The sequence below is a fragment of the Brevibacillus sp. NPDC003359 genome (assembly GCF_042878995.1).
Classification (GTDB): Bacteria; Bacillota; Bacilli; order Brevibacillales; family Brevibacillaceae; genus Brevibacillus.
Genome location: NZ_JBIAOR010000002.1, coordinates 220,456 through 236,560, shown reverse-complemented (window position 1 = coordinate 236,560; position 16,105 = coordinate 220,456). Strand labels below are relative to the sequence as shown.

The 16,105-nt window shown below is 48.2% G+C and carries 17 protein-coding genes, 1 pseudogene and 1 other annotated feature; of the genes and pseudogenes, 17 read left to right on the top strand and 1 reads right to left on the bottom strand.

Annotation, left to right across the window (positions count from 1 at the left end; all coding sequences use genetic code 11):
* Positions 1-29: 29 nt before the first annotated feature.
* The 11 genes from radC to ACFYU8_RS10700 all read left to right on the top strand — a co-directional run bounded on the left by radC (position 30) and on the right by ACFYU8_RS10700 (position 11,001).
* Positions 30-728: a RadC family protein gene (gene radC / locus ACFYU8_RS10750; protein ID WP_390298036.1), complete on the top strand. Its 699-nt coding sequence runs from the start codon at positions 30-32 to the stop codon at positions 726-728.
* A gap of 156 nt (positions 729-884) precedes the next feature.
* Complete coding sequence (locus tag ACFYU8_RS10745; protein ID WP_390298033.1) at positions 885-1,928, top strand: rod shape-determining protein; 1,044 nt, start codon at positions 885-887, stop codon at positions 1,926-1,928.
* Positions 1,929-1,942: 14 nt separating this feature from the next.
* Entirely contained in the window at positions 1,943-2,902 is a 960-nt protein-coding gene (gene mreC / locus ACFYU8_RS10740) for a rod shape-determining protein MreC (protein WP_390298030.1), read from the top strand.
* On the top strand, positions 2,902-3,426 hold the full coding sequence (gene mreD, locus ACFYU8_RS10735; protein WP_390298027.1) for a rod shape-determining protein MreD: 525 nt from the start codon (positions 2,902-2,904) through the stop codon (positions 3,424-3,426). Before mreC ends, mreD begins: the two co-directional genes overlap by 1 nt.
* Positions 3,427-3,447: 21 nt before the next feature.
* Positions 3,448-5,880: a peptidoglycan D,D-transpeptidase FtsI family protein gene (locus ACFYU8_RS10730; protein ID WP_390298024.1), complete on the top strand. Its 2,433-nt coding sequence runs from the start codon at positions 3,448-3,450 to the stop codon at positions 5,878-5,880.
* A 151-nt stretch (positions 5,881-6,031) separates the two neighbouring features.
* Positions 6,032-6,709 (top strand): septum site-determining protein MinC, encoded by a 678-nt coding sequence (gene minC / locus ACFYU8_RS10725; protein ID WP_390298021.1) that lies wholly within the window; start codon positions 6,032-6,034, stop codon positions 6,707-6,709.
* 20 nt (positions 6,710-6,729) lie between these two features.
* A complete protein-coding gene (gene minD, locus ACFYU8_RS10720; protein ID WP_390298018.1) occupies positions 6,730-7,524 on the top strand; it encodes a septum site-determining protein MinD in 795 nt (264 codons plus the stop codon).
* 59 nt (positions 7,525-7,583) lie between these two features.
* On the top strand, positions 7,584-8,714 hold the full coding sequence (gene rodA / locus ACFYU8_RS10715; RefSeq protein WP_390298015.1) for a rod shape-determining protein RodA: 1,131 nt from the start codon (positions 7,584-7,586) through the stop codon (positions 8,712-8,714).
* Positions 8,715-9,025: 311 nt separating this feature from the next.
* On the top strand, positions 9,026-9,226 hold the full coding sequence (locus ACFYU8_RS10710) for a cold-shock protein (RefSeq protein ID WP_390298011.1): 201 nt from the start codon (positions 9,026-9,028) through the stop codon (positions 9,224-9,226).
* A 157-nt stretch (positions 9,227-9,383) separates the two neighbouring features.
* Complete coding sequence (locus ACFYU8_RS10705; RefSeq protein WP_390298008.1) at positions 9,384-10,172, top strand: peptidoglycan DD-metalloendopeptidase family protein; 789 nt, start codon at positions 9,384-9,386, stop codon at positions 10,170-10,172.
* Positions 10,165-11,001, top strand: coding sequence for a M50 family metallopeptidase (locus ACFYU8_RS10700; protein WP_390298005.1), 837 nt, complete (start codon positions 10,165-10,167; stop codon positions 10,999-11,001). The genes ACFYU8_RS10705 and ACFYU8_RS10700 overlap by 8 nt, the downstream gene beginning before the upstream one ends.
* 3 nt (positions 11,002-11,004) lie before the next feature.
* Here the strand turns inward: ACFYU8_RS10700 and ACFYU8_RS10695 are convergent.
* A pseudogene (locus tag ACFYU8_RS10695) lies at positions 11,005-11,411 on the bottom strand (GNAT family N-acetyltransferase).
* 107 nt (positions 11,412-11,518) lie between these two features.
* Between ACFYU8_RS10695 and ACFYU8_RS10690 the strand changes: the two are divergent.
* The 6 genes from ACFYU8_RS10690 (at position 11,519) to obgE (ending at position 16,101) form a co-directional block, all read left to right on the top strand.
* Positions 11,519-12,994, top strand: coding sequence for an Rne/Rng family ribonuclease (locus ACFYU8_RS10690; RefSeq protein WP_390298002.1), 1,476 nt, complete (start codon positions 11,519-11,521; stop codon positions 12,992-12,994).
* A 57-nt stretch (positions 12,995-13,051) separates the two neighbouring features.
* Positions 13,052-13,130 (top strand) — a sequence feature (ribosomal protein L21 leader region).
* 10 nt (positions 13,131-13,140) lie between these two features.
* The gene (rplU, locus tag ACFYU8_RS10685; RefSeq protein ID WP_144616760.1) at positions 13,141-13,452 is read left to right on the top strand and encodes a 50S ribosomal protein L21; all 312 of its coding nucleotides are present in this window, start codon (positions 13,141-13,143) and stop codon (positions 13,450-13,452) included.
* Positions 13,453-13,465: 13 nt separating this feature from the next.
* On the top strand, positions 13,466-13,816 hold the full coding sequence (locus tag ACFYU8_RS10680; RefSeq protein ID WP_390297999.1) for a ribosomal-processing cysteine protease Prp: 351 nt from the start codon (positions 13,466-13,468) through the stop codon (positions 13,814-13,816).
* A 7-nt stretch (positions 13,817-13,823) separates the two neighbouring features.
* Positions 13,824-14,117, top strand: a complete 294-nt coding sequence (gene rpmA / locus ACFYU8_RS10675) for a 50S ribosomal protein L27 (protein ID WP_005832382.1) — start codon at positions 13,824-13,826, stop codon at positions 14,115-14,117.
* A 108-nt stretch (positions 14,118-14,225) separates the two neighbouring features.
* Entirely contained in the window at positions 14,226-14,810 is a 585-nt protein-coding gene (locus tag ACFYU8_RS10670) for a Spo0B C-terminal domain-containing protein (protein ID WP_390297996.1), read from the top strand.
* A gap of 13 nt (positions 14,811-14,823) precedes the next feature.
* Positions 14,824-16,101 carry a GTPase ObgE gene (obgE, locus tag ACFYU8_RS10665; protein ID WP_390297993.1) on the top strand — a complete coding sequence of 426 codons (1,278 nt, stop codon included), beginning with the start codon at positions 14,824-14,826 and terminating at the stop codon, positions 16,099-16,101.
* Positions 16,102-16,105 lie beyond the last annotated feature (4 nt).

The following is a 16,105-nucleotide window of genomic DNA, read 5'->3' as shown; positions in this document are numbered from 1 at the left end:
ATGTGAATATGGCTGGAGGCGGTTATAAAATGGCAACAAATACCTGTAACAAAACGCTGTTGAAAAACGTCCCTTACTATGACCGTCCACGTGAACGACTGCTTCGCGAAGGAGCGGTCCATCTGTCTGATACTGAACTTCTTGCCATTTTACTGCGGACAGGCAGGGAACAAGAGACGGCTCATCAGCTGGCTCAGCGCTTGTTAGCCAGGTTTGGAGACCTGCGTGGTTTAGCCCAAGCCTCTCATGCTGAGTTAACAGAGCTAAAAGGAATTGGTCCAGTCAAAGCGATTGAATTGCATGCTGCGTTTGAGCTTGGGCGTAGATTGATGGGAGCGCCTCGAGAATATAGGGCTTCTATCCGTTTACCACGGGACGTAGCTGATTTGATGTCGCCAGAGCTTGCTCATTTGACACAGGAACATTTTGTCTGTCTCTTTCTGAATACCAAGAACCACGTGATTGGCAAGCAGACGATTTTCGTAGGCAGTCTGGACGCTTCCATCGTACACCCGAGAGAAGTCTTTAAAGAAGCGATCCGTCGTAGCAGCGCATCGGTGATATGCCTACATAACCATCCGAGCGGCGATCCGACACCTAGCAGGGAAGACATCGCGATTACGCATACATTGCGTGACGCCGGTGAACTGGTGGGGATTTCATTGTTGGATCATGTTATTATCGGGGAAGGCAAGTACATTAGTCTCAAAGAGCAAGGATACTTGTAACATGTTTTTGCGCACAAGAATGCATAATCGATACGTCTAGAATTCTTGTACGCATGAAAACCTTCCACAAAAACGCGGTCGCTCTACCTTGGAGAGACCTCGATAGAGGTTTTCTTATGCTTGTCAAATGGATTAATATTTGGAAGGAGTTTTTTTATGTTTGGTGGATTTACACGTGACTTGGGGATTGACCTCGGCACTGCCAATACACTTGTTTTTGTGAAGGGCAAAGGAATTGTGGTGCGTGAGCCTTCTGTAGTAGCGATTCGTACCAATAACAATTCCATTGAAGCAGTAGGGAATGCAGCGAAAAGTATGATTGGTCGTACGCCAGGTAATATCGTAGCGGTTCGTCCAATGAAAGACGGGGTTATCGCTGACTTTGATACGACTGCGACGATGATGCGCTATTTCATCAATCAAGCACAAAAAAATCAAGGCCTGTTTACACGTCGTCCTAACGTAATGGTTTGTGTACCTTCCGGCATTACTGCGGTGGAAAAGCGCGCTGTCGAAGACGCTACGAAGCAGGCCGGGGCGAAGGAAGCACATACGATTGAAGAGCCGTTTGCAGCAGCAATCGGTGCAGACCTGCCTGTTTGGGAACCGACTGGAAGTATGGTCGTTGACATTGGCGGCGGTACAACAGAAGTTGCAATCATTTCGCTCGGGGGGATTGTTACATCCCGTTCCATTCGTGTAGCCGGAGATGAGATGGACGAGGCGATCATCCAGTACATCAAGCGCCGTTACAACTTGATGATCGGGGAACGGACATCAGAAACCTTGAAGCTCGAGATCGGCTCTGCGATTGCTCCTGATGAGGTCGAAAACGTTGACATTCGTGGTCGTGACCTTGTAACCGGATTGCCAAAAACGCTCTCGGTAAGCAGCACAGAGATTGCCGAAGCATTGGCAGAAACCATTTCTGCTATCGTGGAATCGGTGAAGGTAACACTCGAAAAAAGCCCGCCTGAGCTCGCAGCGGACATCATGGATCGTGGAATTGTACTCACAGGCGGTGGTGCGCTCTTGCGTAACATGGATCGCCTGTTAAGTAAGGAAACGGGTATGCCCGTACATGTCGCGGAAAACGCACTGGATTGCGTAGCGATTGGAACAGGTCGTGCATTGGAGAACATTCACCTGTTCAAATCCAAGCAAGGCATCACCTCTTCCCGACTAAAACGGGGTAAATAAACGGAGGGTAGGGCATGTCGTTTTTCGGGAATAAGCGGCTTATCATTGTACTTGTAGGCTTGGTCCTGCTTATCTCCGTCGTGGGCTTCACTTCTCGTGAACGGGTTAGCCTGACCTGGCCAGAAATGTTCTTCAAAGATACCTTCAGCGTGGTGCAGGGCTTTTTCTATCGTCCTGCCCAGGCTGTTTCTGGCTTTTTTCAGGAAATTGAAGATGCGTACGGCGTATATGAAGAAAACAAGGCACTCAAGGCAGGGCTGGATCAATACGCCCGTCTAAGTGCTGAGCTGCACACGCTCAAGGCTGAGAATGATCGCCTTCGAGACATGCTGCAGGCAAAAGATTCACTCAAGTCTTACCGCCTCCGCTATGCGGAAGTTGTGGCGAGAAACCCTGATACATGGAACAACGTCATCACGATCGACAAAGGGCTGAAACATGGCATCAAGAAGGATATGGCGGTCATTACAGCCAAAGGGATGATCGGCCGCGTACAGAGTGTAGCCAATTTTTCGGCTACCGTTGAATTGTTGACGAGCTACGAACGACGTGACCACATCTCTGCGGATATATTGACAGAGCAAGTGGTCGAAGGAAAGACAGTGTTCCGTCCAATTAGTGGTGTCATCGAGGAATACGACCCGCAAAAGAGATTGCTAGTCATGCGCAAAATCCCTTGGGGACAGGCAATTAAAAAAGATCAGCAAGTCATTTCATCAGGTTTGGGAGGAGTTGTACCTCGCAATTTGCCGATCGGCTATATCGTTCGCGTAGAACCAGATGATTATGGCTTGACTCAAACCGCTTACATCCAACCAAGCGCTGATTTTTCACAATTGAATGAAGTCATGGTAGTGGAACGAGACTTTACAATTGCTCCCAATGGTGATTTGATCCCGCAACAGCCAGCTGGCCAAACACAGACTCAGACATCTGTGCCTCCGACTCCACCTGCTAGCGGGGGTGGTCAGTAATGGCTCGGTTTTTATTGACGTTGGGCGTTGTGATCATGTTTGTTTTAGAAGGAACTGTGATGCAAGTATTTGCGCCTGGTACATGGGGTCTGTCTTGGATGACGGTACCCCGGTTTGCGCTTGTCTGCTGTGTCTTTATTTCGATGTATCTCGGTAGGCGCGAAGGTTTGTATTACGGGATCGCCTTCGGATTTTTACAAGATGTCCTGTTTGGGCAACTAATTGGAATCTATACCATGTCCATGATGGTGGCCAGCTACTTTGCAGGGATGATCGTTCTTTTGTTCCAGAGAGGGTTCGGGATGGTTTTCATTACCAGCTTCCTGATTTTGTTCGGACATGAGTGGCTTTTGTATTCCTTGTTCCGCTTGTTTTCCGCTGCCCCCTTCGATGTTCAATGGATTTTGACACATCAAATTTTGCCTAGTGTGCTGTTTAATCTCGCTTTTGGCTTACTGGTATACTTTCCGATCAAGAATGTATGCAACAAGATTCTGGCGAAAAAGGAAATGCACATGCAGTAAGGGCAAAGGAGAGGAGAGTTCGTGGAAGAAGTCAAAGAACCGAAATCAGAAATACCTATTCGGCTCAATATATTGTTTGTGATTGTATTTTTGTTCTTCGCCGCCATTATTTTGCGGCTAGCCTTTGTGCAGCTGGTGGAAGGCGAACAGTACATGCATGAATTGGAAAAGTTCAGTATTCGCGAACTGCCGATTTCCGCTCCTCGTGGCCGTATCTTGGATAAAAATGGCGAGGTACTCGTTTCGAATAAGCCTGTGTACACTGTTCAATACGTGGAAGAACAAGGGCAGGACATTGATGAAGAGAAAGTAGCGGATCGTCTGGCAAAAATCCTCATGCCCGATGGCGGCAAAATTGGTACGGATAAGGAACTGTTGAAAAAGACGATCGAACTGAAATCAACGTTGCCCGTTGCTTTTAATGCTCAGGAAACGAACGATCTCAAGGCAAAGATTGCGGCGAAGCTGAAAGCCGTTCCGAAAGTGGAGACCGTCGATCAGATGTCAGACTTTGAGATGGTTAAAACTGCCGTGTATATCGGGATGCGCGTTCGTTCTCCCTTTGATGACAAGGAGAGAGCAGACCTTATTAAGAAACTGAATGCTGCCAAGCCGGGTACACCTGCTATTACAGAAGCGAACACTACGGATTTCGAGCTGCTAAAGATGGCGATAAACGCCAATATGACCCTCACACTGAAATTGGACAAGGAAGATCGTAGCGACCTCGCCAAAAAAGTGAAGGATCAGATCAAAGTTTTGCCAAAACCCGAAGGCTTAGCAGATAAGTCTGATATGGATTTGCTGCGCTATGCCTCGTTGTTCGATATGGATATCAAACTGCCGTTGACAGAGCCGCAACGCCAATTTCAGTGGCACAAGCTCTCGTTATTGCAGGAGATGCGTTCACGGCAGATGGCCAGTTACATTCCTAGACGTGTTAAGGTCAACATCACGGAGCAGGAAATGTTCCAAATCGAAGAACGACGCACCGAACTGCCGGGGATTAGTGTGGAGCTCGAGCCTGTTCGCCAGATTTTCGAAGACCCAGATGGTTCGGCATTTGGTACTCACTTTCTCGGGTACATCAATGCGATTCGTCCTGAGAGCTTGAAAGAGTACCAAGCACAAGGCTACAACGCTATCGACCGTGTCGGTGTAACGGGTTTGGAGAGTTCCTATGAACGTTATTTGCGCGGCAAAAACGGGATTATGGAAGTGCACGTGAACAAAAATTCGGAGACGGTAGAGAAAAAGATGCGCCAAGCCCCTAAGCCAGGAAACGATCTTGTATTGGCGATGGACTGGCGTTATCAAAGCAAGGTAGAGGCCATCTTGAAAGAAGAGGTAGAATCTTTCAAGAAGCGACCAACTACCCCAAAAGAATTTAAAGACGCACACGTATTGGTGATGAATCCGAATACGGGTGAAATATTGGCGATGGCGAGTTATCCAGATTACAATTTGAATCTGTATTACGACCGCAAGAAATTCAACGAGAATTACACCTCTCTGATCTTGCCGAACGAATCAAACCGGTTCATTTATACGCCGTATCCACCTGCCTCTACGTATAAGCCTTTGTCTGTCATGATTGCGCTTCAGGAAGGGTTGACGACACCGAACGAAGTCATCTATGACCGAGGCGGCTTGAATGTCGGTAATACGTATAAACGTAACTGGAAGGCAAGTGGTCATGGACCTGTTAACGCTCGACGTGCCTTGCAGGTGTCGAATAATACGTACATGTACGAAATGGCGGTTCGCTTGGCAAGAAAAGGGAAAGACGGCTGGGAAAAGCAGTTTTCTGTCTATGATTACTACAATGCTCAGTTTGGTCTTGGTGTGAAAACAGGTGTGGACTTACCAAATGAACATACTGGTTGGGAAAACCAGAACCTTTACTACGGGAACTTGGCGGACGTGATGATTGGTCAATATGATCTGTTCACGCCGATGCAGCTGGGCCAATACGTTTCGACCATTGCCAATGGGGGATACCGGGTACGCCCGCACCTTGTAAAAGAAATTCGCACGGGAACCACCGATCCGAAAAAGCCGGGACAAACACTCTCGGTAATTGAACCACAAGTGCTCAACCGGGTTGATATCGATCCGAAGCACATACAGGTGGTAAGAGAAGGAATGCGGATGGTTACTCAGCCAGGTGGTACCGTTCAACGATTCAATGGGTTGCCCTTCACGGTTGCAGCCAAGTCTGGTACGGCACAAACATCGCAGCCTGCGGAAAATGCACTGGTTGTCGGCTTTGCGCCTTATGAAAATCCTCAACTGGTTTTCGTCGTCATTGCGCCGAACAGTTTGAGAGACGGTACATCCAGTTCTGATGCTACAGGTCCAATCTCACGTCGATTGCTCGAAGCTTACAATGAATTGAATCCAGGTGTACTTACTGGTGGGGTTCCGAAGCCTAATCCACCGTCCTCGAAGTAACCGCGATGGTTATCCAAAGCAATCAAGCCCGAGAGAATAATGGAGTCAAGCTCTTGTAAAGTGCCAGCATCTGACCCAATTCGGCAATTTTTTCATGTAGAGCAGGAAAAATCTTTCTGCATGGCGAATGGTATCGGTCGAGGTGAAACCGGTGACGACTGTGAAAAGCAAGGTCACGATCAAAGGGACTAAAGAGGGTCTCGTCTTCTTTATGGATGATACCTGTTCCTTCGACGAACTGCTGGCCGATATGCGTGAAAAAATAGAGCATAGCCACCAACAGATTTTGTCGGGGCCACTCATTCGGGTATCTATAAAATTGGGAAAACGATACTGCTCACCCGAGCAACAAGAGCAGTTGACTCAAATTATTCGAACGAAGGGCAACCTGGTGATCCATACAATCGAATCTGATTTGATCACGCGGGAAGAAGCAATGGCTGAACGCCTGAAAACCCATTTTTCCATACAGGTAAATACGGTACGCTCTGGGCAAGTGCTAGAGTTTGACGGTGATTTGCTCTTATTGGGAGATGTCAATCCCGGGGGGACGGTTCGCAGTACAGGAAGCATCTACGTGCTTGGGCATCTCAGAGGGTACGCGCACGCAGGTATTTCCGGTGACTCACAGGTAATTATTGCGGCTGCAGTCATGAGTCCTACCCAGTTGCGGATTGCAGATGTGATCAGCAAGCCGGGAGAGGAATGGACGAATAATTCCGGAGGCACAGAATTTGCCTATCTGGAAGATGAGATCATGCTGGTAGCGAAAATGAACTACTTGTCGCGAATCCGCCCTGATCTGGGTGAGAAAAAGCGTGAGGGTTGAGGGAAAGAGGAGGAACGGACGTGGGGATTGGAATTGTCGTAACTTCCGGTAAAGGCGGCGTGGGTAAGACGACCACTTCCGCCAATTTGGGAACTGCGCTCGCATTGTTGGGACAAAAAGTATGCATGGTAGATACCGATATTGGCTTGCGCAATCTGGATGTAGTTATGGGACTCGAGAACCGAATTATTTATGATCTGGTAGACGTTGCAGAAGGCGCATGCCGACTGCCGCAAGCTCTGATCAAAGACAAGCGGTTTGACAATCTGGCATTACTCCCGGCTGCACAAACCAAAGACAAATCAGCAGTAACTCCCGAGCAGATGGAGGAAATCGTCACGCAACTGAAGCGGGAGTATGATTATGTCATCATCGATTGTCCTGCGGGTATTGAGCAAGGCTTCCGCAATGCTGTGGCAGGGGCTGATCAAGCAATCGTCGTGACTACACCTGAAAAAGCCGCTGTGCGTGATGCTGATAGGATTATTGGCCTATTAGAACGAGAAAAAATCGGAATGCCTAAGCTGGTAATCAATCGCGTTCGCTCCCACATGGTGAAAAATGGCGACATGCTGGATGTAGAAGACATTTTGGATTTGTTAGCCATTGACTTAATTGGTGTAGTACCGGATGATGATCATGTCATTAAATCCGCGAACCAAGGTGAGCCGGCTGTGATGAACCACGAATCGCGTGCTTCCATCGCGTATCGGAACGTCGCTCGTCGCCTTTTGGGTGAAGCTGTTCCATTGCAACCTTTGGAAGAAAAAGCGGGCGTGTTCCACAAAATGCGTAAATTCTTTGGATTAAAATAGGTAATACATGGCTTCCTTCTTTATTATAGAAGGGAGTCACGTTTTCTAGGAGGTAACGGATGGACCTGGAAAAACGTCATTTAAAAACAATTGACTGGACCATCATTTTGATTTTGGCAGGGCTGGGTGTCTTCAGTTATTTGGGGATTTCTGGTTCTGCGGCAGGTGTAGATAAGGCGCATCAGCAGGTCCTGTGGTATGTCATCGGCTTTATTGTGCTAGGTGTGTCATTGGTATTTGACTATCGTCTATTCCACAACATGGCTTATGTTTTATATGTGTTCGGTCTAATTCTTTTGATCGGGGTATTCCAAACGAAGCCGATTAACAATACCACGAGCTGGTATGACCTTGGTCCTATCTCGGTTCAGCCTTCTGAACCGATGAAGCTGTTCACGATCATAACGGTGGCCCGCTTCTTGTCGAAGAGGGCAAATGATCCAGATCGATTTTACTATTTCTATAAGCTGCTTCCGGTATTGGCCTTGGTTGGTGTACCATTGCTTTTGATTTTGGTTCAGCCCGATTTGGGTACGGCCATGGTTTTTACAGGAATGCTTGCCACAATGCTAATCGTGGGTGGCGTACGGATGAAGCATCTATTGTACATGGGAGGATTGGTCGGCAGCTTCTTTGCCGCCATGACGCTGTTGCATCAGTACAAGCAGGATATCTTTTTCAAGATTATCAAGCCGTATCAATGGGATCGAATCCTCTTTTGGATGGACCCAGATCTTGAACCGATGGGACGAGGATTCCAGCTCAAGCAAGCAATGATTGCCATCGGCTCAGGGCAATTGTTCGGAAAAGGGATTGATACGCCGACGCAAGCGAGCTTTGGATGGGTGCCGGTAGGAGAAAGTGATTTTATCTTTACCGTCATTGCAGAGAAGCTGGGCTTTGTTGGAGCGGGCTTGCTGATGATTATGTTTTTCGTCTTGATTTACCGAATGATCCGCATTGCGATGGAGGCTAAAGATCCGTTCGGCTCCTACGTTGTCGCGGGTGTCGTAGGGATGCTTACCTTCCAGATCTTTGAGAATATCGGGATGACGATTCAGTTGATGCCGATTACGGGTATTCCGCTTCCGTTCATTAGCTACGGAGGGAGCTCGCTCATAACCAACTTCCTGATCATTGGTGTGGTGCTCAATATTGGGATGCGCAAGGAAAAATTGCGTTTTGATTAAATAAGGCTGTTCAAAAAGTCTTCAGGTTCACGCCAATTTCTCGGTGCTGAATAGAAGACTTTTTGAACATTTATGAAATGTGTGACAAACGCAAATATTTATGCTAAAATAATCCTAAGGTAACCATTTTTACAAGTTATAGTGTTTGAATGATTGGTATGGAGTCGTACGTATTGCGAGTGACGTCACCAATTGTCAATCGCAATTCGTATGACTTTTTTTCCTTGACGCAAAAGGCTTATCTGTAAAAAAGAGGTTAACGCTACACTCTTTCGCCTCGTGAGGCGTAATGTTCAGGGAGGTTTTGTTTCATGCAACAAGGTATCGTAAAATGGTTTTACGCAGAAAAAGGATACGGCTTCATCCAAATTGAGGGTGGCGACGACGTATTCGTACACTACAGCGCAATCCAGTCAGAAGGTTTCAAATCTCTTGACGAAGGTCAAAAGGTTGAGTTCGAAATCGTTCAAGGTAGCCGTGGACCACAAGCTGCTAGCGTAGCTAAACTGTAAAATTGACAGATTCAAAGGCAGTCTCTCAATGGGAGACTGTCTTTTTTGCGTGTTTTCGCCCGATATGCTAGGTCGTTGGAGAGCGGCAACGGTCGTCATAAAGCAGGTAGACAAGTCATAGGATGATACTAAAGGCTTGGCCTGCGGAGGGATGGACATGTTTGAAAGAGTAGATCGAGTAAAAGAAAGACGGAGGGAGCGTTTGGAAAAAATTCGTACACAGTCACGAGACAGCTATACTCCCTACGTCGATGATTGGAAAGATCCCATCGAAGAAACGCCAAACCCATTCAGTTACTCGCCGCGCGAGAACGATATGATGGACCAGCAGCCACCGTCCCATGAAAAGTGGGGCGTGCAAATTTTAGCATCTGTCTTATTGATTGGTGCTGCTTATGTTTTGTTTCAAACAACGCTGATCCCTACCTCTTGGAAAAGCTCTGCGCGGGAAGTCATGACACGCGAGTTTAATTTTTCTGGGGTAGCGGACTGGTATGAAGCGAGATTTGGTCCGATTCCCACAATGCTTCCTACGATATCTACGAGCCCTCCTGCCGTGCCAGCAACGAGTACAACAAAGGACGCAGCGGCTGTGTGGAAGCTCCCCAGTAGCTGGAAAGTCGTAAAATCCTATGATCCAGAGAGCGCAAATGTGATCCTGCATACGGGAATGAACGATCAAATCACGATTGGAGAAGCTGGCTGGGTCGCTTTTGTCGGAGAAAAGCCTGATTATGGGACGACAGTGATTGTCCGTCTAACCAAAGGGCGGGAAATATGGCTGGGCAATCTCGATAGTATAGGGGTGACGAAGGACGAGGTCCTTATTCCTGGTCAAGTCATCGGAACTGCTCGAGTAATGGACCAGACATCACGTCATCTGTATTTAGGGGCGAAAGCGAATGAGCAATTTGTCAATCCGCTGGAAGTGATTCCGTTTGAATAGGGGAGGCTGGCTGGACATTCGGATTCGCATTCACCTTCTATTTTGGGCGGTGATCGGCCTGTCAGTGGTGACAGGCCATTTTTTGGAGGTCATTACTTTGTTTGTCATCGTCCTGATCCATGAATTGGGGCATGTAGCGATGGCGCGTGAGCTCGGATGGACCGTAAAAGAAGTGCAGCTTCTGCCTTTTGGTGGAGTAGCGACGATGGAAGACTCGTACGCCACGGACCCAATGGATGAGATTGTCGTAGCACTAGCAGGGCCCTTCTTAAATATGGTGATGATGGGTGCTTCGTACTTGTTTTGGTTTATGGGGATATGGACGGAGGAGTGGGCTCGCTTTTTCTTGGTAAGCAATTTGACGATTGCGTTGTTTAACCTGTTGCCAATCTGGCCCTTGGATGGCGGAAGAATTTTGTTGTCCATTCTTTGCTGGTTTATGTCGTATAGGCAGGCGACGATGATATCGATGACAGGTAGTACGCTGTTTGCGGGGATCATGGTGGGGTTGTCCAGCTTGGATTTGAAGTACAATTTGGCAGTGATCGGAATTTATTTATTAGCGTTGAACATTCAGGCATTTTTACGGTTTCCTTATCAATTTTTTCGCTTTCTTGTGGAAAAATACGAACGGCAGCAAGAAGAAGCTGCCGTTCAAGCGATACGTGTGCATCCCGAGGAAACGGTATTGGCTGTCTCACACAAGCTGCGGCGGGGATGTTCCCATCTTTTTTACGTGCAAGGGGCGGGTCTCTTGGTAGAGGAACAGCTTCTATATGCCCTTCTGTTTGAGCAAAAGCACGACGCGGCAGTGGGCAAGCTCCTTTAGGCTTTAGTCAACAGGAGGAATCCATTCCATCAGCCAGCAATCGCGCATGCTTCCTTCGTGCCATTCGTGCAGAGGAAGCTCTTTTATTTTTCGAAAGCCGCATTTTTCGTAGCAACAGAGGGCTCGTTCATTCCAGACTTGCGGGTCAATGGCTACTTTTTGTGCTCGTTTTTCAGGGGTATCAAGTGGATAAAATTGCGCATAGCCAATCGGTTTGTCCGCGTAAAGGATCAGGCAGAGAGTCTCACCGTCGTCTTCCGGAAAAAAGCTTTGTTGCACGAGGGTCTCGTCATGTGGCCGATCACGACCTTCATAATAGGCAAAATACGCTCGTCAGAAAGCCATTTGACTAAGGGAGCGGTATCATTGGGTGATAAGGCTCGTATTTTTAGATCACCAGCATGAAACATGGATTATCTCCTTTACCTTGACTTGGCAGCTATGTTAGATTACTTCCTATGAGCCCGGTTATCCTTCTTTTGGGCAATGTTTGTACGGGGAATAAGGAGTGAAGGCAGTGAAGCAAATAGCGATAAGTACACAAGGCGGCACCATCCGCATCGCATTTATGGAAAACGGAAGATTGCAGGAATGGCGTACACAGGATGTGGGGGCACACGCAAGCGTTGGTGACATCTACCAAGGACGCATCGCGGATGTGAAGCCTGGCATCCAATCCGCTTTTGTTGATATTGGTACAGGCCAAAATGCTTATTTGTACGTAGATGATACGGTCGGTGTGAAGGTAGGCGGAGCAGCGAAACCAAGCATTGCGGAACGCGTTCACGTAGGGCAAAAGGTATTGGTTCAAGTGAGTAAAGAAGCGTTGGAAATGAAGGCGCCAAAAATCACGATGCGGATCAGCTTGCAGGGTCGTTACCTGGTGTACCTGCCGACTGAAGAAAGTATATCGCTTTCACGTAAAATAACCGATGATACAAAACGAAAACGACTGCTACAGGTGATCTCCTCGACAGTAGGGCAAGGAGAAGGGTGTATTCTGCGCACAGAAGCGGCGGAAGCAGAAGAGCAGACACTCATTAATGAACTAGCCTATTTGCGCAATCGCTGGCAGGACATGCTGCGAACAGCGGAGGGACTGCGCTCGACTGGGCGGATTTTTCAGGATGCAGAGTTGATTGAGGTGGCGCTTCGAGATGGCTTGGAAAACGGTATGGATGAGCTCTTGGTAGAAGGTGCGCAGACTCATCAGCAGGTAAAAGCGGCGGTGGCTGCTTTTGCTCCGGAAGTACAAGAGAAGCTTCGCTGGTATCAGGGCAAACAGCCGCTCTTTGACTACTTGGGTGTCGAGGCGGAGCTGATTCGTGCTCGTGATCGTCAAGTGCTGCTCAAGAGTGGAGGGTCCTTGGTCATCGATAGGACGGAAGCAATGACGGTCATCGATGTAAATACCGGTTCGTTCACTGGTGGGGGAGGACAGCAGCGGGAGCAGGCAGTGACTGCGACCAATCTGGAGGCGGTAACGGAAATCGCCCGGCAGCTGCGTCTGCGAGACATCGGTGGTATCGTGATCATTGATTTCATCGATATGAAGGAGCAGAACAATAAGGAACGAGTGATCTCGCGATTGAAACAAGAGCTGGCGAAAGATCTTGTCCCTTCGACTGTTCTCGGGATGACGACGCTTGGATTAGTTGAGATGACGCGAAAAAGAGTGCGTGCGAGTCTGACGGAGCGGCTGACAGAGCCGTGTGATGTATGTAAGGGACGAGGGAGAGTTTGGCGTGTAGACGAGCTGTTCCGGCGTTTGTATGCCGAAGTCACCGCATTGGCAAAGAGTCAGGACGTGGAGGCTGTTCTCGTGGACATGCCGCCAAGATTGTTGGACATGATAGAGGAGTGGGAACGGGCAGAGGCAATTACATGGCCTGTTCATGTCTACAAGCAGCTTGTTCCTGCGATGAGCCCAGATGAGTTTCGGATTGGATACGTCGGAAATCGCGCAGAGGCACAGCGTTTAGTATCGAAATAACTTGACTGGGCCATTGTAGCTATGATAACCTAATGGTTGTCATGCAGATATGCCTCGTGCATACTGTAACCGCACGAATCAGGTACATAAGCCGTCGCCAGACGACGCACCTGTAAAGGCGAGTCTGAGTATAGGAGGTGCACACAGTGTACGCAATTATTGAAACCGGTGGAAAGCAATACAAGGTTGAAGAGGGAGCAGTTCTCTTCATCGAGAAATTGGCTGACGTTGAAGGTGAAGTAGTTACTTTTGACAAGGTTCTTCTCGTAAACAAAGACGGCAAAGTTACTGCAGGAGTTCCTACAGTAGCTGGTGCTACGGTAACTGGTAAAGTAGAAAAACACGGTAAAGCGAAGAAAATTATCGTGTACAAATACAAAGCCAAGAAAAACTACCGTCGCAAACAAGGTCACCGTCAACCATTCACTAAAGTTGTGATCGAAAAGATCAACGCTTAATTGGTGACTTGTTATGATTGAAGTGATCGTGAGCCGTGCGAAGCACGGTATCCATGAAATTAGTATTTCCGGACATGCCAATGCGGGTGCCTATGGGGCAGATATCGTTTGTTCTGCTGTATCAGGCATCAGCTTTGGTATATTAAACGCCATCCAACCTTTGACCGGCATCACTCCTGATGTCGCTGTCGCACAAGAAGGCGGTGGGTTCTTGAAGTGGAGTCTTTCTTCTTCGGATGATGAGGCTACGCGCGAGAAACAACAGCTTTTGGCAGAGAGCATGGTAATTGCTCTTTTGTCAGTTGAGGCGAATTACGGTAAATACGTAAAAGTAAATGATCGTAAATGGCAGGGAGGTGTCTGATATGAACATGCTGTTTAACTTGGACCTTCAGTTTTTCGCATCGAAAAAAGGGGTAGGTTCCACAAAGAACGGTCGCGATTCCATTTCCAAACGTCTGGGCGTGAAACGTGGCGACGGGCAATTCGTTACTGCTGGTAACATTCTCGTTCGTCAACGCGGAACAAAGATTTACCCAGGTGCGAACGTAATGAAAGGCGGAGACGACACTCTGTTTGCAACTGCAGATGGTGTTGTTCGTTTCAAGCGTCTGGGCCGTGATCGCAAACAAGTTGTGATCGAGCCAGTTGCTTCCGAAGCGTAAATATTTGTTAAGAAAAACCCAGCGATATAGCTGGGTTTTCTTTTTGTCCGGCTCTTTTTTATGGTACAATAGGTGGGAAAGATATTCTTATCGACTTGGGTGAATGTGATGGGGGACGAGCGGAGGCTGTTTACGCATCAGACAGACCAACTGCTGACCGTTCTGAACAGGCAGCGGCATGACTGGTTGAACCACGTTCAGGTTCTGCTCGGCTATTTGCATTTGAACCGTACTGAACAAGGAGAGGCCCATTTGAAGCGCATCGCACAGATGGCGATGCAGGAATCGATGGTTGCCCGATTGAATAGCTCCTTGTTGTCCGTCTTCTTCTTGACATTTAATGCACTGAACAATGAATTGCTTTTAGAAGTAGACGTGTGCAATCATGTGGATCTCACGCGAGTAGTTTTGAACGAGCAAGACTTGTTTCAGTTGGTGTCAGAGATATTATGCACAGTGAACGATCATGTAGACCAGAGCGGGTACGAAGCAGCCAGCATGCAGGTAAGCTTGCAGATGGATGAGGGTGGCGTTCATTTTCGTTTTGACCTGGCCGGTGTACTTCGTGCATCCGGAATGGAAGAATTGGAAAAGCTGATACGTAAAAGCGAACAGAGTACGGTGGAGGTCACCGAGTGGATACATACGGAAGAAGAATGGGTCCTGAAATTGGTGGTCCCATTCGCGGAATGAAAGAGGTGACACCATGTTTGTCGATCAGGTAAAAGTATATGTAAAAGGCGGGGACGGTGGTAACGGAGCCGTTTCCTTTCGCCGGGAGAAGTACGTACCGCTGGGAGGTCCAGCAGGTGGAGATGGCGGTCTAGGTGGAGATGTCGTGTTTGTCGTGGATGAAGGTCTGCGCACACTGGTAGATTTCCGCTATCAACGACATTTCAAAGCACCTCGCGGAGAGCATGGGCGCAACAAATCTCAGCACGGAGCAGGCGCGGAAGATATGGTCGTGCGCGTGCCACCGGGAACAACTGTCATTGATGATGATACCAAAGAAGTGATTGTCGATCTCGTGGAGCAGGGACAACGTGCTGTGATCGCAAAAGGCGGACGTGGTGGACGAGGCAATATTCGTTTTGCCAACTCTTCGAATCCAGCCCCACACATCTCGGAGAACGGAGAGCCAGGTCAAGAGCGTTATATTGTCATGGAGCTCAAGTTGATTGCTGATGTGGGCTTGGTTGGCTATCCGAGTGTCGGAAAATCCACGTTGTTGTCCAGTGTAACAGCGGCGAAGCCAAAAATCGCTGCGTACCACTTTACAACACTGACACCTAATCTGGGTGTTGTGGACTTGGGCGAGCAGAGCTTCGTGATGGCTGACTTGCCAGGATTGATTGAAGGCGCGCATGAAGGTGTGGGTCTTGGTCACCAATTCCTGCGTCACGTAGAGCGTACGCGCTTGATCGTCCATGTGATTGATATGGCAGCGGTAGATGGACGCGATCCGTACGAGGATTATTTGCAGATCAACCGAGAGCTGACTATGTATAACCTGAAGCTCGAAGATCGTCCGCAAATTGTAGTCGCGAACAAAATGGAACTGCCAGAAGCAGAGGAAAACCTGCGTATTTTCAAGGAAAAGGCTCCAGATGTGAAGGTGTACGAGATTTCCGCTGCAACCAGTCAAGGCGTACAAGGATTGATGTATGCGATTGGGGATACCTTGGCGACGATTCCGGACAAGCCTGCTGTCGAGGAAGTTGCCGAAGTGGAAGAGCGCGTTGTCTTCCGAGCAGAAAAAGAACCAGAGGCATTCGAAATTACGCGTGATAGCGAAGTGTTTGTCGTCAGCGGCGAGACGATTGAGAAGCTCGTACGCATGACCAATCTGAACAGCTATGATGCAGCCCAGCGTTTTGCAAGACAAATGCGCAGTATGGGTGTAGATGATGCTCTGCGTAAGCTTGGAGCAAAAGACGGGGATACCGTCCGGATCGGCAAATTAGAGTTTGACTTTGTGGAGTGACAAA